At 73.9% G+C, this 18538-nt stretch carries 13 protein-coding genes and 1 pseudogene; 4 read left to right on the top strand and 10 right to left on the bottom strand.

The genetic code is table 11. The annotated features are described in order from the left end of the window. Positions 1 to 78: 78 nt before the first annotated feature. Positions 79 to 858 carry an MBL fold metallo-hydrolase gene (locus OG335_RS31690; RefSeq protein WP_405014564.1) on the top strand — a complete coding sequence of 260 codons (780 nt, stop codon included), beginning with the start codon at positions 79 to 81 and terminating at the stop codon, positions 856 to 858. A gap of 27 nt (positions 859 to 885) precedes the next feature. Here the strand turns inward: OG335_RS31690 and OG335_RS31695 are convergent, their stop codons facing one another. Further along, on the bottom strand, positions 886 to 2280 hold the full coding sequence (locus tag OG335_RS31695; RefSeq protein WP_405014565.1) for an FAD-dependent oxidoreductase: 1395 nt from the start codon (positions 2278 to 2280) through the stop codon (positions 886 to 888). 277 nt (positions 2281 to 2557) lie between these two features. Continuing rightward, complete coding sequence (locus tag OG335_RS31700; protein ID WP_405014566.1) at positions 2558 to 3682, bottom strand: hypothetical protein; 1125 nt, start codon at positions 3680 to 3682, stop codon at positions 2558 to 2560. A gap of 224 nt (positions 3683 to 3906) precedes the next feature. Here OG335_RS31700 and OG335_RS31705 point away from each other — a divergent pair, with 224 nt between their 5' ends. From OG335_RS31705 to OG335_RS31715, 3 genes and pseudogenes are all read left to right on the top strand, one after another. After that, complete coding sequence (locus OG335_RS31705) at positions 3907 to 4935, top strand: phosphotransferase family protein (protein ID WP_405014567.1); 1029 nt, start codon at positions 3907 to 3909, stop codon at positions 4933 to 4935. Positions 4936 to 5072: 137 nt separating this feature from the next. Beyond that, on the top strand, positions 5073 to 5684 hold the full coding sequence (locus OG335_RS31710) for a GDSL-type esterase/lipase family protein (RefSeq protein WP_405014568.1): 612 nt from the start codon (positions 5073 to 5075) through the stop codon (positions 5682 to 5684). A gap of 41 nt (positions 5685 to 5725) precedes the next feature. Continuing rightward, positions 5726 to 6277, top strand: a pseudogene (locus OG335_RS31715) (isochorismatase family protein); the annotation flags it as partial. Positions 6278 to 6354: 77 nt separating this feature from the next. Here OG335_RS31715 and OG335_RS31720 read toward each other — a convergent pair. From OG335_RS31720 to OG335_RS31755, 8 genes are all read right to left on the bottom strand, one after another. Beyond that, the gene (locus OG335_RS31720) at positions 6355 to 7752 is read right to left on the bottom strand and encodes an MFS transporter (protein WP_405014569.1); all 1398 of its coding nucleotides are present in this window, start codon (positions 7750 to 7752) and stop codon (positions 6355 to 6357) included. Between the two features lie 261 nt (positions 7753 to 8013). Continuing rightward, positions 8014 to 8421 (bottom strand): STAS domain-containing protein, encoded by a 408-nt coding sequence (locus tag OG335_RS31725; RefSeq protein ID WP_405014570.1) that lies wholly within the window; start codon positions 8419 to 8421, stop codon positions 8014 to 8016. Between the two features lie 333 nt (positions 8422 to 8754). Beyond that, positions 8755 to 11313 carry a glycoside hydrolase family 3 N-terminal domain-containing protein gene (locus OG335_RS31730; RefSeq protein WP_405014571.1) on the bottom strand — a complete coding sequence of 853 codons (2559 nt, stop codon included), beginning with the start codon at positions 11311 to 11313 and terminating at the stop codon, positions 8755 to 8757. Positions 11314 to 11333: 20 nt separating this feature from the next. Next, positions 11334 to 12980, bottom strand: a complete 1647-nt coding sequence (locus tag OG335_RS31735) for a PIG-L family deacetylase (RefSeq protein WP_405014572.1) — start codon at positions 12978 to 12980, stop codon at positions 11334 to 11336. Further along, positions 12874 to 14163 (bottom strand): sugar efflux transporter, encoded by a 1290-nt coding sequence (locus tag OG335_RS31740; protein WP_405014573.1) that lies wholly within the window; start codon positions 14161 to 14163, stop codon positions 12874 to 12876. Before OG335_RS31740 ends, OG335_RS31735 begins: the two co-directional genes overlap by 107 nt. Continuing rightward, positions 14160 to 15716, bottom strand: coding sequence for an NAD(P)-binding domain-containing protein (locus tag OG335_RS31745; RefSeq protein ID WP_405014574.1), 1557 nt, complete (start codon positions 15714 to 15716; stop codon positions 14160 to 14162). The genes OG335_RS31740 and OG335_RS31745 overlap by 4 nt, the downstream gene beginning before the upstream one ends. A gap of 87 nt (positions 15717 to 15803) precedes the next feature. After that, on the bottom strand, positions 15804 to 17021 hold the full coding sequence (locus tag OG335_RS31750; RefSeq protein ID WP_405014575.1) for a radical SAM protein: 1218 nt from the start codon (positions 17019 to 17021) through the stop codon (positions 15804 to 15806). 236 nt (positions 17022 to 17257) lie between these two features. Next, complete coding sequence (locus OG335_RS31755; protein WP_405015595.1) at positions 17258 to 18535, bottom strand: RNA polymerase sigma factor; 1278 nt, start codon at positions 18533 to 18535, stop codon at positions 17258 to 17260. Positions 18536 to 18538 lie beyond the last annotated feature (3 nt).

Raw genomic sequence — 18538 nt, forward strand, 5'->3', positions numbered from 1 at the left:
CGGGACCGCCGGGAACAACCGGGGCGGCCGGCGGATTGTCCCGGTGACACCCGCCGCCGCCCCGAGGGGGAGCACACGATGAGCACACTGACGGTCCGTTACCTGGGCGGTCCCACCGCCGTCCTGGAGATCGACGGCCTCCGGCTGCTGACCGACCCCACCTTCGACCCGCCCGGCGAGTACCCGGTCGGCTCCCGCACCCTCGCCAAGACGGCGGGTCCGGCCGTGCCGCTCGCCGGGATCGGGCCGGTGGACGCCGTGCTCCTCTCGCACGACCACCACCCCGACAACCTGGACACCGCCGGGCGCGCCTTCGTCACCGATCCGGTCGCCGCGCCGCCGGTGTTCTCCACCGCTGCCGCCGAGGAGCGCCTCGGCGGCAGCGTACGGGGGCTGCCGAACTGGCAGCACACCGAGCTGGCCCGGCCCGGCGGCGGCACCCTGCGGATCACCGGCGTGCCGGCCCTGCACGGCCCCGCGGGCAGTGAGCACCTGGTCGGCGAGGTGACCGGCTTCGTCCTCTCCGGGGCCGGGCTCCCCACCGTGTACGTCAGCGGCGACAACGCCTCCGTGGACGTCGTGCGCGCCGTCGCCGACCGGGTCGGGCCGGTCGACGTCGCCGTGCTCTTCGCGGGCGCCGCCCGGACCCCGCTCGTGCCGGGCGAGCCGCTGACCCTCACGGCCGACCGGGCGGTCGAGGCCGCCGCCGTCCTCGGCGCACGCGACGTCGTGCCGCTGCACTTCGAGCACTGGGCGCACTTCAGCGAGGACGGGGCCGCGCTCGTCGCCGCGTTCGAGGCGGCGGGCCTGGCGGAGCGGCTGCACCTGCTGAAGCCCGGTGAGGCGTTCGTGCGGTGACGGCCGCCCCGCGGCGGCGACCCCCGCTCAGCCCTCCGACGGCCCGCCGGGTTCGGTCAGGGCGCTCCGGGAGGCGCGGAGCATCGCGTCGCGCTCGACGACCTTGACGCGCTCGCGGCCCTCGCGCTCGCCGAGGGCCCGCTCGTGCGCGTCCAGGAGCTTCCAGCCCTCCCAGGTGGTGTAGTCGACGCCCTGCTCGGCGAGGTACGCCGTCACGGCGTCCTCGCCGGGCGCGGACGCGCGGTGCAGCAGGTCGGCGCGGTGGTCGGCGACCAGGCAGGCGACGGTCTCGTTGGCGTCGCCCTTGGTGTGCCCGATGAGGCCGACCGGCCCGCGCTTGACCCAGCCGGTGACGTACGTCGACGGCAGGTGCGCGCCCGCCTCCAGGACCCGGCCCGCCTCGTGCGGCACGGTCGCGGAGATCGGGTCGAACGGGAGCTTGGGCAGCTCGTCCGAGCGGTAGCCCACGGCGCGGTAGACGGCCTGGACGTCCCAGTCCCGGAAGACACCGGTGCCGGTGGTGTCGCCGGTGCCGTCGAGGGTGGTGCGCTCGGTGCGCAGGCCCACGACCCGGCCGTCCTCGCCGAGGATCTCCACCGGAGACTCGAAGAAGTGCAGGTGGATGCGGTGAGGGCGGTCGCCGGTGTCGCGGATCGCCCAGTTCTCCAGGGTGGAGGCCACCATGTCGGCCTGCTTGTTGGCGCGCCGGGTGGCGATCGACCCCTCGTCGTAGTCGATGTCCTCGGGGTCGACGACCACCTCGATGGTGGGGGAGTGGTCGAGCTCGCGCAGCTCCATCGGGCTGAACTTCGCCTGCGCGGGGCCGCGGCGGCCGAAGACGTGGACCTCCACGGCCCGGTTGGCCGCCAGCCCGTCGTAGACGTTGCCGGGGATCTCGGTGGGCAGGAGCTCGTCGGCCGTCTTCGCGAGGATGCGGGCGACGTCCAGGGCGACGTTGCCGACGCCGAGGACGGCGACCTTCTCGGCCTCCAGCGGCCACGTCCGCGGGACGTCCGGGTGGCCGTCGTACCAGGACACGAAGTCGGCGGCGCCGTAGGAGCCGTCCAGCCCGACGCCGGGCACGGTCAGATCGCGGTCGGCCACGGCACCGGTCGCGAAGACCACGGCGTCGTAGAAGCGGTGCAGGTCGTCGAGGGAGATGTCGCCGGGGTAGTCGACGTTGCCGAAGAAACGGACCTGCGGCTTGTCGAGCACCTGGTGCAGCGCGGTCACGATGCCCTTGATCCGCGGGTGGTCCGGTGCGACGCCGTAGCGGATCAGCCCGAACGGCGCGGGCAGCCGCTCCAGCAGGTCGATCGAGACGCCGGGGTCGGCGGCGATCTCGGACTTGAGCAGGGCATCGGCAGCGTAGACACCGGCGGGGCCGGCTCCGACGATCGCGACCCGGACAGGGCGGGACATGGCGGCTTCCTTCAGTGCGGAGCGGGCCGGGGCGGCCCGGGGCGGACGACGGAGAGGGTCTGGGTCTCAGCCTCACCCGTGCCGCGCCCGGCCGGTACGTGCCTCCGGGTTATGGAGGCATAAGGCGGACCTATGGGTACGGCGGGCACGAATCCGGGCCGGTGGTGGTCGGGGGGTGCGTCGCCGGTCACGGCGCGGACCGGGCGGGACCCGGCGAGGGGGAGGGTCGTGCGCCGCCCGGATCCGCGGTGCGCCACCCGGATCCGCCGTGCGCCGCTCAGATCCGCAGCGCCCCGGCGAACGGGCCGTGCCCGACACCCGCCGCGGTCACCGCCAGCCAGCCGTGCCCGCGCATCGGCGTGTCCGCCGAGACGGACGCCGGATCGACGGAGAGCTGCCGGGCCGCCGTGGTGATGCCGACCGTCGCGGCCCGGTTGGGGTCGAGCGGCTCCTCCGCGTACGCATCGTCGTCCAGCTCCCCCAGGTCGGAGTCGTCGGCGGGCTCCTCCCAGGGCAGCGGTGCGCCCGTCCACTCCGGCGTGGCGTCGGACCAGTAACCGCGCCGCACCCGGCCGTCCACCGCGACCGCCCAGATCGTGGAGTCGCCGTGCGCGTCGCGGTGGAAGAACTGCGCCTGCCCGCAGACGGCGCTGATCCGCGCGATCGTGTCGTGCGGCCACCACTGCATCTCGGCGATCGGCGTCTCCGCGTAGACCAGCCGCCAGCCCGCGAGCTCCGGGGTGACGAAGACGCGGTGGACGGCGCCGTGACTGCCGTCCGGAAGGTCCGGGTAGTGCGTGTCGTGCCGGCGCACCGACAGCCCGAGCTCCAGGGTGACCGGCACCCGGTCGTGCAGGCCGAGCGCCTCGAAGACGCCCTCGTAGCGGTCGCCGGGCACGGCGATCCACCAGTGGTCCGGCAGCGGCCGGGGGCGCTCGGCCGTGAGCTTCACCCGGATCAGCCGCTCCACCAGCGCCCGGTCGCGGTCGGACAGCGCTCCCGCGCCCCCGACGGCCGCCAGCGCGTGCAGCGCGCGCCGCCGCAGCGGAGGCCGGCCGTCGGCCCGCACCCGCTGCAGCGCCGGGACGAGACCCGGGCCGATCCGTTCGAGCAGCGTCTCGAAGCCGGCGGCACCGGCCCCGTGAGCGGTGCCGGGTGTGGAACCGGCTGTGGAACCGGGGTGGTGGTCGGTCAGCAGCGCCACCGCGACCGCGTTCAGGAGAGCGTCGTCGAGACGGGGGAGGAGACCGGTGAGCAGGCGTGCCGTCCGGGGGCCGCCACGGCGGAAGGCCCGGAGCAGCGCGGGCGCCGCGGCGCCGCCCGACCCGGCGAGCGCGGCGGCCAGGTCGGCTCCGTCGGCACCCGGATCGGTCAGTCTGCCGACGAGTTCATCGATCTCCATGCGCGGAGGCTAGCGCCCGGGGCGGACAGCCGCCCTGCCACCCCCGGGACTCCTTATTTCACGGCTCGACATAAGCCCCCGCGCGGTCGTTAGAATCCGGTCGGAGGTGCCGCCGCCCTCCCGCCCGCGTCGTCGCGGCGCACCCGCGCATCCCGCGCACCCCCCACCCTGCACCTCGCCCTGCACCCTCACCCCACCCGTTCCGCACGCTTCCGAGGAGTGCCATGACAGCCGCCTCCACCACCCCCTCCACCGCCCCCGACGACGCACACGGGCTCGCCGTCCGCCGCCTCCGCCAGGCCCTCGGCCCGGTCGACGTCCTGAGCAGCACCGTACTGAGCGGCGGCCTCTACAACGCCGCCCGCCTGCTCGAACTCGCCGACGGGCGGCGCCTCGTGCTCAAGGTGGCACCCCCGGCCGACGCCCCCGCCCTCACCCACGAGCAGGGCCTCCTCGGCACCGAGGCGCTCTTCCACCGACTCGCCGCCGCCACCGGCGTCACCGTGCCCACCGTGCTCCACCACGAGCCGGCCGGCCCCGGCACCGCGTCCGAGTGGCTCCTGCTCGGCTTCCTCGACGGCACCACCTGGGACGCCGCCCGCGACCGGCTCACCCCGGACGACCGCGCCGCGCTGCGCCACCGGCTCGGCGAGGCCGCGGCGCGTCTCGCCACCGTCACCGGAACGGAGTTCGGCTACCCGCAGCCCGTGCCCGGCCTGAGCGGACCGGACTGGCCCACCGCCTTCACCGGCATGCTGAACGCCGTCCTCGCGGACGCCGCCCGTTTCGAGGTGTCGTTGCCCGTGCCCGCCGAGCGCCTCGCGGCCCTGCCGGCGCGTTTCGCGGCGCAGCTCGCCGAGGTGCGGCGGCCCGCGCTCGTCCACTTCGACGCCTGGGAGGGCAACCTCGTGCTCACCCAGGACGCCGACGGCGCCTGGCGGCTGGCCGGGATCATCGACGGCGAGCGCGCCTTCTTCGGTGACCCGCTCGCCGAGCTCGTCGGTCTCGACCCGATCGGCGCGGTCGAGGACGACGCGGACTTCACGGCCGGCTACCGCAGTGTCACGCCCGGTCCGCCGCTCGATGACGCCGCCCGCGCCCGCCTCGCCCTCTACCGCCTCTACCTCGCGCTGATCATGCGGGTCGAGGCCGTCCCGCGGGCGTACGAGGGCGGGCACGCGGCCTGGCTCGACGGCTGGTCGGACGGACGCATCCAGGAGCAACTCGCGGTGCTGGAAGCCCTGGAGGGCTGAGCGGAGGCGCAGGCGGGGGCGGGGAGGGGCGTGGGCGGCACGACGCACCGGAGGGCGCCGGGAGGGTGGCGGACGTCCCCGCGGGGGCGGGCCGAAATTCCGAACGGCACCGTGAACGGCCGTGCGAGGATGACGGCATGACACGCGATCTTCGTCTCTGTTTCGTCGGTGACTCGTTCGTCGCGGGGATCGGCGATCCGGAGTTCCTCGGCTGGGCGGGTCGTCTCGCCGCGCAGAGCCAGAACGCCGGTCAGCCGCTCACGGGGTACAACCTCGGGGTGCGGCGGCAGACCTCCGCCGACATCCTCGCCCGCTGGGAGCACGAGTGCGCCCAGCGCCTGGCGGAGGGCACCGACCGGCGCGTCGTGCTGTCGTTCGGCGTCAACGACACCACGGCCCTCGGTGACGGCACCCGCGTGCCCGCCGAGGAGTCGCCGGCCAACCTGCGGAAGCTGCTGCCCGTCGCGGCGGCCCGCGGCTGGTCGGTGCTCGTGGTCGGCCCGCCGCCCGTGGCCGACGCCGGGCAGAACGCCCGCACGGCCGCCCTCGACGAGCAGTTCTCCGCCGTCTGCGCCGAGGCGGGGGTGCCGTACGTGTCCGTCCTCCCGACCCTGCTCGCCAGCGAGGTCTGGATGCGCGAGGTGCGGGTCGGCGACGGTGCCCACCCGGGCGCGGGCGGCTACCAGGTCTTCGCCGACCTGGTCGCGCCGCGGTGGCACGCCTGGATCTCCGACGGCGGGCAGGCGTGACCGCTCGGGCGGCCACGGCGGGCGACCGCCGTGCCGTGCCGGTGCGGCGCACCTCGGCGCTCCTCGTCATCGACATGCAGCGGGCTCTGGTGGCGATCGCCCACCGGCCCGCCGAGACCGTCGCCGTGATCGCCGGGCTCCGCAGCCGGGCCGCAGCGGCGGGCGCGCCGGTCGTCACGGTGCAGCACCGCGGCGGCGGGCTGCCGGAGGGCACCGACGGCTGGCGGATCGTGCCCGGACTCGCCCCCGGGGCGGGTGAGTCGGTCGTCCACAAGACCAGCGCGGACGGCTTCCTCGGTACCGATCTCGACCGGACGCTGAGGGCGGCCGGGGTGACCGAGGTGGTCGTCACCGGGTTCGCCACGGAGATCTGCGTCGACACCACGGCACGTCAGGCGCTGAGCCACGGGTACGACGTGGTGCTGGTGGCCGACGGCCACACGACGTCCGTCCGGCCCGACGCGGGCGAGTACGCCTCGCCGGCGCGGTCCGTCGCGCACCACAACGAGATCTTCCGGCACCTCGACTTCCCCGGCCGGAGCATCCGGGTGCTGCCCGCCGCCGCCGTGGACTTCGCCCCGGCGGGCTTCCCCGCCGCCGTTCCCACCGCAGAGGCAGAGGCAGAGGCAGAGGCAGCGACGGAGACGGAGACGGCAGAGGCGGCGGAGGCTCACGTGGCGCGGGCGCGGGAGGCGACCAGGACGGACAGGGCACACGGCACGAACAGCGCCGCGAACGCCGTGCCGTAGCCGACGGCGCCGGACGCGCCCGTGCCGAGACAGGCGCTGAACACGGCCGAGGCGATCCCGAGCACCGTGACCTGGCCGAGGTTCTGGGAGGTCTGCATCGCGCTGCCCGCGTAGCCCTGCCTGCCGGGCGGGCTGTGGGTGAGCGACAGGACCGTGACCGACGGCACGTACAGGCCCATGCCGACGGCGGCGACCACCATGGCGGACACGGCGGTGTACGCGGGCGTCGCCGGCAGCGTCCCGGCGATCGCGAGGCCGACCGCCCCGGTCTGCACCAGGGCGCCGGCCATGACGAGCCGGTGGCGGGCGCAGCGGTCGAGGCGGCCCTGCACCCAGGAGGAGGCGGCCCAGGCCAGCGCGGCACCGGTGAAGCCGAGGCCGATCACCACGGGCGGCGCCTGCCGGTCGGTGAGGAGCAGCAGGGGTACGTAGGCCTCCAGGGTGAAGAACACCCCCGACCCCAGCCCGCGCAGCAGCACGGTGGCGGGCAGGCCGCGGGCGGCCCGCCCGGTGCCCGGCGGCAGCAGGCGCGGTGCGAACACCGCCAGCAGGGCGATCCCGCCGGCGGCGGTCAGCAGATGGCGGGTGTCCCGGCCGGAGGCGCCGTACTGTCCCAGCGCCGCTCCGAGGCTCACCGTGCAGGCCACGAGCAGCGCCGGGCGTGGTGGCGCGGCCCCGGACGCGGCACGGGCGGCCGCCCACGAGGGGCGGCGCAGCAGCGCCACCACGGCCAGTGCGGGCAGCGCGGTGACGGCGGCGAGCCCGAGGAACACGGCCCGCCACGACCACGACGCGGCGACCAGCCCCGCCAGCGGGGGACCGACCAGGGAGGGGACGACCCAGCAGGCGCTCATCAGCGCCAGCACGCGCGGGCGCAGGCGGTCGGGGTAGGCCCGGCCGACGGCCGCGTTGATCGACACCGCGACCATCCCGCCGGCGAGCCCGTCCAGGAAGCGGCCGGCCGCCAGCTGCCAGATCGAGGTGGCGGCCCCGGAGAGCAGCAGGGTGACCACCGAGAGCACCATGCCCGCGGCGAGCGGGTGCTGCGGTCCGGCCCGGTCCGACCAGTGGCCGCCGAGCACCCCGCCGAGCAGCCCCGCGGCCACGAAGCAGCCCGCGACCAGCGGGTAGAGCGACACCCGGCCGAGGCCCTGTGCGGCCGTCGGCAGGGTGGGGACGACGGCGAGCGCGGCGAACCCGGTCAGGAACATCACGAGGGCGAAGCAGACGGTGGCGGCGGTGTGCGGGCCGGAGAAGAGCCTCTCGGCCGCTGCGACGGGCGTAGGACGGTCGGCCGTCGGCGTGCGTCCCCCGGACACCGGCGCGGCCGACCCCTCGGACGCGGGCGGGCCACTCGACGGGCGGGGAGGATGATCGGTCACGAACGCACAAGCTAGGCGCAGCGCGCGCCCGGGTGCCACGGGTTTTCGGGCCTGCCGTCGAGGGCTCCCGCCCGGGCTTCCCCCTCCGCCGGGTCGATCGCCCGGGTCCTGCCGCGACCGGGTCCTGTCGCGACCGGGCCGTGCGCCTGCCCGGGTCCTGTAGCGCCCGGGTCCTGCGCCGGGGTGGTGGGCGCGCGGTCAGGCGGCGGCGGCCCAGTGGGCGACGGCGGAGGCGACGTCGGGGTAGGTCGGGATGACCGAGTCGAGGTGGGTGGCCCGGTAGGAGGTCTCGGCGCTGCCGCGCAGGCCGGCCAGGCCGAGGGCGGTGCCGTTGGCGCGGCAGCGCTTGTACGCGACGAGGACGGCGCTCATGCCGCAGGAGTCCCAGAAGTCGACGTCCGAGAGGTCGACGACGACCAGCTCCGGGCCCTTGGCGAGCTCGCTGATCACGGTCTCGCGCAGGGTGGGCGCGGTCGACTGGTCGAGGCTGCCGCGGAAACCGACGACCACCCGGCCGCCGCGGCGGCTGACGGCGATCGCGTGGCGGCCCGGTTCGAACGGGAGGTCCAGGAGGACGCGTCCGTGGCCGTAGCCGTTGGCGTACATGGGCTGCTCCAGGGGCCGGCCCCGCCGGTGGGGCGGGGGGTGTGCCGGGAGCGTGGGAGCGCTCCCTCGGTCCATGGTTGCCGCCCGGCCCGGGCCGGTGTCAAGCGGCGTGCCGGTATTGTTACGGGCAGATGACGGCGAGGCGGTCCGTCCGTGGCCTTATCGGTGCAGTTCAGGCGGGATCGGGCGGGCCGCGGGCAGTCCTTCGGCCCGGGCCGGAAGGCCCGCGGCGGGTGCGGCCGTCGAGTGGGGCCCTGCGCACCCTGGGAGCGCTCCCAAAAAGAGTGGAAAAAAGTGGGGGCCGGATCAGGGTCCGGCCCCCACGCGGGGCGGTCAGTCCTGACCGGCCCGCCAGCGCACCCGGCTCAGCTCCAGCGTCGCCGTGCCCTCGGTGTAGAGCATGAACGGCACGTCCACGTGCTGGAGGTCGGAGCCGATCCGTCCGAGCTCCGCCACCGGCACCGACACCCGCGACCACTCGCCGGGCGACTGCTCCGCGAGCTCGGCGAGCCGCGGTGCGAGGTCGAGACCGGGCTGTGCCGGGTAGTCGTCGTGGCACGCCAGGTAGAGCGGACCGGAGGGGGCCTCCAGCACGCGTACCTCGAACTCGACCGCGCCGCCCGCCTCGGCGTAGCCGCGCAGGTCGGCGGGCTCGCCGGAGGGGTCCTGGGCGTAGACGAAGGCGGCGTAGCCCTTGAACTCCAGCGACAGCGCGTCCGGCCGCGCCGGGTCGTCCAGCGGCTCCGAGCGGACGACCAGCACGTCGGTCGGCCCGTCGAAGGAGATGTGCGGCCGCGACCACGTGTTGTGCCCGCCGATGCGGACGTCGAACGCCCGGCCGTCCGGCCCGCCCAGGATCTCCAGCGGACCGTCGGCGGCGGGCACCGGCGTGGTGTCCACGTAGGTGTCCTCCGGCAGCGTCCCGGTCGGCGCGCCCGGGTCGGCGAGCCGCAGCCCGTGCCCGTACGCGAAGAGCGGCGCGTGCTCGCCCTCCGGGGCCTGCTCCTCCGCCGGCATCGCGTAGTCGGGGATGTGCGGGGGGATGCGGTTCACGGTGTGCGAGCGCGCGGTGCTCGGCCACGAGAAGCCGAGCCGGCCCTGGAAGTCGTACGCCGGGCCGCCCTCGGGCGCGGCGAACAGCAGGTCGGTGATGCCGCCGGCCTCGGTGCCGGGCAGCCAGGCCGCGACGAAGGCGTCCGAGAGGTTGATCTCCTCGGTGGTGTACATCGGCCGGCCGGAGAAGAAGACCGTGACCACGGTGGTGCCGCTCTCGCGGAGCCGCCGCAGGGTCTCCAGGTCGCGGGCGTAGGAGCGCTTGAGGCCCGCGTAGGCGAGCGTGCCCCAGGGCTTGATGGTGCCGCGCATCTCGGCGTACGAGTCCTCGCCGATCACCACCACGGCGACGTCGTGCGCCGCCGGGTCGGCCTGCTCCAGGTACGGGTCGACGGTGCAGTGGCCGTCGCCGACGACCTCGCGCACCGCGTCGGCGACGGTCTGCGCGCCGGGCAGGTCGTCCAGGGTGACGTCGTTGCCCTGCCAGGTCAGCGTCCAGCCGCCGGTCTGCTTCTGGATGGCGTCCGCGCCGCTGCCCGCCACCAGCACCCGGGAGGTGCGTGCCAGCGGCAGGGTGCCGGGCTCGTGCTTGAGCAGCACGAGCGACTTGCGGACGGCCTCGCGGGAGATCGCCCGGTGCTCGTCGCAGCCCAGCACGGCGGGGTCGACGGTGCGGTCGGCGGGCCGGGGGGTGTCCCACAGTCCGGCGCGCATCTTGACGCGCAGCACGCGGCGCACGGCGTCGTCGATGCGCTCCTGGGTGATGCGCCCGGCCCGGACGTGCTCGGCGGCGGTGCGGTGCACCGACTGCCAGGCGTCGCGTCCGGCGACCATGAGCACGTCGATCCCGGCGGCGATGGCGTAGCCGGCGTCGCCGACGGTGCAGCCGGAGACCTCGGCGTGGGCGTCCCAGTCGCTGATGACGATGCCGTCGAAGCCGATCTGCTCCTTGAGCACGTCGGTCACGAGGTAGCGGCTGCCGTGCAGCTTGTGGTTGTAGGGCTCGCCCCACTCCGGTGCGTGGTCGTAGTTGGCCTCCGACTCCCAGCTGCTGAAGGAGACCATGACCGACTGCGCGCCCGCGGCGATGCCGGAGAGGAAGCCGACGGCGTGGATGTTGCGGACGAGGTCCTCGTCGCAGACGGCGGTGCCGCGGTCGCCGCCGTTCACGGTGCCGCCGTCGGCGACCCAGTGCTTGATGCAGGCGATCACGCCGGAGCCGGCGTCGGCCCCCTGCACGCCCGCGACCATGGCGGGCGCGTAGGCGTGCACGACCTCCGGGTCCTCGGCGTAGCCCTCGTAGTACCGGCCCCAGCGGCGGTCGCGCGGGGTGGTGACGGTGGGCGCGAACGTCCAGGACATGCCGGTGGCGGCGATCTCGCGGGCGGTGGCCTCGCCGATCCGGCGGATCAGCTCCGGGTCGCGGGCCGCGCCGAGGCCGATGTTGTGCGGGTAGATCGTGGCGCCGTACACGTTGTTGTGACCGTGCACCGCGTCGGTCGCCCACATGAACGGGATGCGGAAGCCGCGGCCCTCGTAGGCGCTCTCGGCGGCCTCCCAGAAGCGGTCGACGGTCTTCACCCAGTCGCCCGCGCTGGCCCGGCGGTCGCCGCCGGGCCAGATTCCGGCGCCGTTCAGCGCGGAGCCGATGGCGTACGCGCGGACGTCCTCCGGGGTGAGCTCGGCCAGCTCCGGCTGGATCATCTGGCCGAGCTTCTCCTCCAGGGTCATCCGGCCGAGGATGTCCTCGATGCGCGCCTCGACGGACGGGTCGAGTGGCACGGCCGACTGCACGGCGGGCCAGTCGGGGTGGTGGACGAGGGGTTCCTGCACTGCCATGGGGTCCTCTCCGGACGGTCTTACGAGCGGGGGGCGGGCATCGGGTACGCGTCGACCGCGACCCAGAACTCCTCCAGGGGCCGGGTCGTGACCCGCTCCAGGAACTCCGGCGGGACGACGGTGCGCTGCTGCCCCGGCGCGTACAGCGTGACCTGGGTGCGGTGCTCCGCCATCGCGGCACGCTTGACGGTGAGCTGCGGGGCGATGTCGCGGGCGGTGATCCGCTCCGGTGCCCGTTCGGCGACGGCGACGGGCTCGTTGCGGTTGACGAAGACGAACTCCGCCTCCGTCCGCTCGTCCCACACCACGTACTTGAAGACGGCCGGGGTCAGCCCGAGGTCGGCCAGGCAGCCGAGCACGATCTCACCGGTGAGCCGGTGGTCCGCGTTCAGCTCCTTGACGTCGTGCGGGAGGTAGACCTCGGAGACCTCGGGGTACGAGGCGAGGACCTTGCGGACGGCCTCCCGGCAGTCGTCGACCGACTCCGCGAGCAGGGTGTCGGTGAAGCCGAGCAGGTGCACGTCCTCGTCGGCGACGCCGAGGACGCGGGCGGCGTTCCGGGCCTCGCCCGCCCGGATCACGGCGAGCTCGTCCGGAGTCGGGTCGGTGTCCATGCCGAGCACCGCGGAGTGCGAGCGGGAGCCGTCGGTGGCCCAGACGATGCCGACCCGGTGACCGGCGGCGGTGCGCCGGGCTATCGTGCCGCCGCAGGCGATGGTCTCGTCGTCGGGGTGCGGCGAGAAGACCAGCACCAGGCCGGCGTCCGGGTCCTGCGCGGCCAGGTGGTCCGCGCAGGAGGGCAGGCCGCCCTCCCGGATCAGGTCGTTGATCAGGAAGAAGTGGTTGTCGGGCACCAGCCGGGTGATCGGGGTGTCGTACTTCTCGCCGAAGTAGCGGTAGTTGGCCGCGGCCGACCGCATGTTCTCGGTGTAGCTCTTGGGGTGCGGAACGTGGATGGCGGCGGCGTCGCGGTTCAGCACGAAGCGGTCGCCGGCCCGGTGCAGGCGGTACGAGAGGTCGACGTCCTCCGCGCCCCAGGCGCGGTAGTTCTCGTCGAACCCGCCGACCTCGCGCAGCCGTTCGGTGCGGGCCGAGACGTTGCACGTCCAGTAGATCAGCCACGGCGCGGGGAGGTCCGCGAAGTCGTCGCCGTACTTCTCGTACCACTCCTCGCGGATGTCCAGCCAGCGTCCCTCGGAACGGAGTTCGTTCATGGTGGCGTCGGGGTTCGCGTAGTCGATGGCGCGCTCCATCACCGCGCCGTCCTCGTTGTCCTCGTTGAAGCAGAAGACGTAGCCGCAGACCGCGACCGGCACCGGCGAGGAGGTGTGGCTCTCCAGGTGGGCGGCGAGCGCGCCCGAGTGCAGCAGCACCCCGGAGTCGACGAACACCGAGACCTCGCCGGCGGCGTGCGCGAGGCCGAGGTTGCGGGCGGCCGCGACGCGGTAGCCCTGGTCCTCCTGGAAGAGGTACGTCACGTCGAGGCGGTCGGCGAACTCCGCCGTGACGTCGGCGGATCCGTCGGAGGAGCCGTCGTCGACGACGATCACCTCGAAGGTGTCAGACGGCAGGCTCTGCCGTGCCAGCGACTCCAGCGTGAGCCTCAGCAGCCGCTCCCGGTTGTACGTCGGCACGATCACGCTGACCTGCGGAACCTTGGTGTCCACGACCCCTCCCGAGGGCGAGTAGCAGGGCCGCCGCCGCGGAGAGCAGCGCGCAGACCCAGAAGACATCGGTGAAGCCCGCCCACTGGGCGACCGTGCCGGCGGTGGCCCCGCCGAGCGCGATGCCCGCCTTGAACGAGCTGGAGTAGAGCGCGGACGCGGCGCCGACCCGGTCGGCCATCGCGTCCTGGAGGATGGTCACGGGGATGCTCAGCACGACCGCCGTCCAGGCCGCGTTGGGCAGCTGGAGGACGATCAGCATCCACTTCTCGTCCGCCAGCGGCAGCAGCGAGAAGAACACGACGGCGCACAGCGCACCGGCCGTCACCAGCCGCCACTTGCCGAACCGCTCGGCCCGCGAGCCGAGGTACATCATCACCGGCACCTCGAGCGCCGAGGCGGTGCCGAGCATGATGCCGGTGAACCCGGCGTCGAAGCCGAGGTCCTTGGTGACGAACAGCGCGATGTTGATCTGGTAGATGCTGTTGACCGCGAGGAGCAGCACCACCGCGATCATCAGCAGCAGCATCTGCCCGCCGATGCCCCGGTACGGGCTGCCGGCCGAGGCGTCGCCGCTCTCGACCCGCAGGTTCGGCAGCCACCACAGGCACAGCGCGCCCGCCGCCGTGTACAGCGCGGCGGCGGTCAGGAAGAGCGTCGGGAAGCCGCGGACGTCGATCAGCAGGAAGCCCAGCGGCGGGCCGACGATCCAGGCCAGCGAGGTGACGGAGCGCAGCGCCGAGTTGAAGAAGGTCGGGTTCATCGCCCGGTTGTCGGCGAACTCCCGCGTGTAGGCGAAGAGCTGGGAGAAGCAGGCGCTGCCGATGCCGAAGAACACCGCCGCGGCGGCGAACAGCAGGTAGTAGTTGCGCAGCCCGGCGAAGCAGAGCGCGCCGATGCCCGACAGCAGCGAGCAGATGGCGAGCAGCGCACGCCGGTTGCCGATCCGGTCGGACATCGCCCCGACGACCAGGTCGGAGACGATCTCCATCACCGCGCGGCCGGCGAAGAACAGGCCGATCAGCAGCGGGGTGACGCCGACCTCGTCGGAGAGGAAGAGGCTGACCGAGGTGGTCACCATCGCCCCGCCGATGCCGATCATGCCGGTCGCGCCGACCAGCCCGCCCAGCGCGCGGTCCCGCAGCAGCGGCCCGATGCTGGACACGACCGTGCGGATCCCGCTCACCGTGCCACCCCCGCCGTGCCGTGCTCACGCTGCCGGTACGGCAGCCAGGGGGCGATCTCCCGACCCGGCGGCACCGTACGGGCCGTGGCGGCCTCCGCGGCCGTCACCGTGCCGTCCGCGACGAGCGCGTCCAGGACGGTGGCGTCCAGGGCGGCGAGCATGCGGAGGCGCAGCTGCGCCGGGTCGAACAGCGCGTCGTGCACGCCGGGCGGCTGCGCCGGGGTGCCGGGCTGGAGTCCGGCGGGGTCGACCTGGCCCGAGACCAGCCGCCAGAACGCGGCGAAGTCCTGCGCGGGGTCGGGCACGGTGCCGGCCAGCAGTCCGATGCGCACCGTCTCCAGCCAGCAGTCGTAGTAGCGGCGGTCGTCGAGCCGGTGCATGTTCTCGGCGCACCAGCGGGCGCGCTCGTCCGCGTCCGGCAGCACCGCGCCGCCCTCGAAGACCTGCAGCGCCCAGCCGGCGATGGCCTCGAAGTACGGGCACGCGGTGCCGAACGCCTCGGTGTCGACCGGGGTGTTGATGATCGCCAGGGTGGGGTCGGCGGCGTGGAAGAAGTGTTCGTACAGATCCTCCCGTCGCAGCTCCGGCAGGAACGAGTAGTCCGGCAGGCCGTAGCCGAGACAGAGCACGACCGTGTCGTAACGGGCGCGCAGGCCGTCGGCGAACACCGCGGCGCCGTCCGGCTCGAAGCGGCCGAAGGCGGGCCGCACCCGCACCTGCCCGTTGGCGACCGCGGGCACGATCCGGTCGTTCACGTGCACCGCGCCGTGGAAGCCGTCCGTCGGCAGGATAGCGCTCTCCCGATAGAGCGCAAAATACTCGGGTTCGAGTTGCTCCAGCCACTTCAGGTAGTCCTGGTAGGGGAGTTCCTCCACGGCGACCCGGGCCGCGTACGACAGCAGGGCGTCGTTGTAGACGCCGCCCACCATGCGCGGCAGGAAGAGCTGGAGCCGCCGCACCGACCAGTCCACCGAGGCGCCGCCGGCGGCGAGTTCGGCCGCGATGTCGGCGCCGCTGACGCCGCCGCCCACCACGAGGACCCGGCGGCCCTCGAAGCCGTCGGCGCTGCGGTACTGCTTCGCCGTCAGCACCTGGACGCCGGTGTCCGCGGACGGCAGGAAGTCCGGTGTGCGGGCCTCCCAGAGCTCGCCGCTGGCGACCATGACGGCGTCGAACCGTTCGGTGGACGGCGCCGCGTCCGCCGTGCCGGCGGTGACCTCCCAGTGGCCGTCGCGCCGGACGACCTCCTGCACGTCACTGCCGAACCGGGTGACCGGCAGCACGCCGAAGTGCTCGGCGTAGGCGTGCAGGTAGCCGTGCACCTCGTGCAGGGTGGGGAAGTCGGTGCCGAAGGCGGGCGCGAAGTCGGAGTACGGGAAGCTCATCCGCGAGCTCTGCATCCGTACGCTCTCGTAGGCGCCGCCCGAGGCGGGGTTCCAGATCCCGCCGACGGCGTGCAGCCGCTCGTACAGCACGACCTCGTGCCCGCGCTCCAGTGCCTGTTTGGCGCTGGTCAGCCCGGCCGGTCCGGCGCCGATCACTGCGACCCGCATGGCCACCCCTTTCCCTGGGTTGCTCGAAACCATCACGTGGGGACCCCCGTCCGACGGACGGGCCGGGCTTCCGCCCGGCCCGCGCCGTCAGATGAACGGGTCGAAGTCCGGTATCAGCGCGGGCGGTTCGGTACGCCCGGCGAGACCGCCGATCTCGACGTTGCTGGGGTGCCGGGCACACATGAACCGGCAGTCCTTACGCGGGTCGATGACCGTGGTGTCGGCCTTGTGCCACATCTCCGCGAACGACGTGTCGCGGATGTCACCAAGCTTGGCCTTCTCGTTGCCCCGGTGGTAGGGGCAGATGTAGACACCGGTCGGTGTGACGGTGGTGCGGAGTTCGGCGACCGCGCAGGAGGCGTAGTCCTTGGCCTGGTGCGGGTCGTCGGCGCTGCGTACGGCCAGCCAGTTCGAGGAGCGCAGCAGGTGGAAGTTCTCGTCCTCCAGCTCGCCGAGCCGACGCCACTGCTCCTCGACGCGTTCGAGGTCGGCGGCGTCCTGGTTGACCGTGAAGTGGTCCATGTCGAGCATCGCCTTGAGCTCGAAGTAGTCGCAGCCGATGTCCTTGGCGAGCACCCCGGCCTCGTACACCTCGTCGTAGTTCGAGTCGGTGACGGTGCCGTCGGCCGCGTGGCGCTGCATCAGCAGGAAGGAGTAGCCGAGCCGGCCGGCCTTGCGGGCCGCCAGGCTGCGCATGTTCTCGACGACCTGCGGGAAGATGCTCCGCTTGGTGCGGGTCGGCCGGAAGGCGTCGTAGGTGGGGCCGGTGGCGGCGTCCATGGAGACGCGCACCCAGGAGAGCATGCCGGCCAACTCGTCGAGGTAGCGGTGGATCTGGGTGCCGTTGGTGACGAGGCCGAGCTTGATGCCGGCGTTGTGCAGCGTCTCGATGACGGTGCCGACGGAGCGGTGCATGAGCGGTTCGCCGCCGCCGATGAGGATGACGGCGCGGACGCCGGTGCCGGTGAGTTCCTCGGCGAGTTCGACGATGCGGTCCTTGGCTATCTGGCCGTGGTTGAGCACGTTGGAGCTGATGCACTCGGGGCAGGCGAGGTCGCAGACCGTCGTCGGGTCGAGGTCGATGACGAGCGGGGTGGCGAGGCGTTCGCCGTTGGCGACGCGGGAGACCTCCGGGAAGATCGACTCCTGGTAGATCTTGCCGACGAGGTCGAGGTTGTCGGCGACGTGCGCCGTGCCGATCTGCGCCGTGGCGGGCGCGGGCAGGTCGGCGAGCCGGGTGGCTCTGGCGGACGATCCGCTGCTGACGACGCCGGGTTCCGGCTGGTCCTGCGAAAGGGCGGGCATGGATCACTCCTCGTGCTGTCCGGACATGACGGGGCCGGCGGGCGGGGGGTGATGACGGCGCGACGGTGCGCCGTCTCGGTGCGGTGACGGGAGGGTGGTGCTTCGGGAGGAGAGGCTCGGGGTGCTCTGGAGGGGGTTTCGGGAGAGGGTTCTCTGGGAGCGCTCCCACACTCTTACGATGCCCAGATGCCCTGTCAAGAGCGTCACACCGGTTACATTCTGACACTTGATCACCATCAGTGTCGCAGGTCGTCGCCCACCCCACCCGATTCTCCGGCCAGCCGGGCCGCGCGCAAGGTCAAGTAGTGTCTTTCCGGCAGGCTGGTGGTACGTTCGGCGGCGGCCCGGTAGTCGGTGATCGCAGCCGACCGCTCGCCGGCCGTCTCCCGCAGGTGAGCCCTTACGGCGTACAGCCGTTGGTGTCCGGCCAGCCGTCCGTCCGCCTCGACCGCGGCGAGGGACGCGAGCCCCGCGCCGGCGCCGTGCACCATCGCCACCGCGACGGCCCGGTTGAGCGCCACCACCGGATTGTCCGCCAGTCCCTGCAGCACGTCGTAGAGCGCCAGGATCTGCGGCCAGTCGGTCTCCCCGGCGGTGGCCGCCTCGTCGTGCAGCGCGGCGATCGCCGCCTGCACCTGGTACGGACCCACCGGACCGCGCGGCAGGGTCGCCGTGATCAGGGCCACTCCCTCGGCGATCGCCGCCGCGTCCCACCGGCCGCGGTCCTGCTCGGCGAGCGGCACCAACTCCCCGCCCGGGCCCGTACGGGCCGCGCTGCGGGCGTGGGTGAGCAGCATCAGCGCGAGCAGGCCGGCCGCCTCGCTGCTGCCGGGCACCTCCCGGTGCAGCGCCCGGGCGAGCCGGATCGCCTCCACCGAGAGGTCGACGCGCTGCAGCTCGGGGCCGGTGCTCGTGGCGTACCCCTCGCTGAAGACCAGGTAGAGCACGTGCAGCACCAGCGCGAGGCGGCCCGGCAGTTCCTCGGGCCCGGGCAGCCGGAACGGCACGCCGGAGGCCTTGATCCGCTGCTTGGCGCGGCTGATCCGCTGCCCCATCGTCGGCTCCGGCACCATGAAGGCCCGGGCGATCTCGGCGGTGCCCAGCCCGCCGACCGAGCGCAGCGTCAGCGCGACGGCCGCCTGCGGGGTGAGCACCGGGTGGCAGCAGAGGAAGAGCACCGTCAGGGAGTCGTCGCGGTCGGCGGCGGCGTCCTCGTCGGCGGGCGGTGCGGCCCGGCGGTCGTCCGGCACCTGCGCCGCGACCGCCTCCTCGCGGCGGCGCCGCGCCACCTCCCCCCGGACGTGCTCCGTCATCCGGCGCCCCGCGACGTGCACCAGCCACGCCTTCGGGTACTGCGGCAGGCCGTCCTCGGGCCACTGCGCGGCGGCGGCGAGCAGGGCCTCCTGCACGGCGTCCTCGGCGGCGTCGAAGTCGCCGTGGCGGCGGGTGAGCACGCCGACGACCTGCGGCGCGAGGGTGCGCAGCAGGTCGTCGACGCGGGGCCCGCCGGTGATCGG

Origin of the sequence: Kitasatospora sp. NBC_01539, assembly GCF_045040525.1 — a bacterium.
Classification (GTDB): domain Bacteria; phylum Actinomycetota; class Actinomycetes; order Streptomycetales; family Streptomycetaceae; genus Kitasatospora.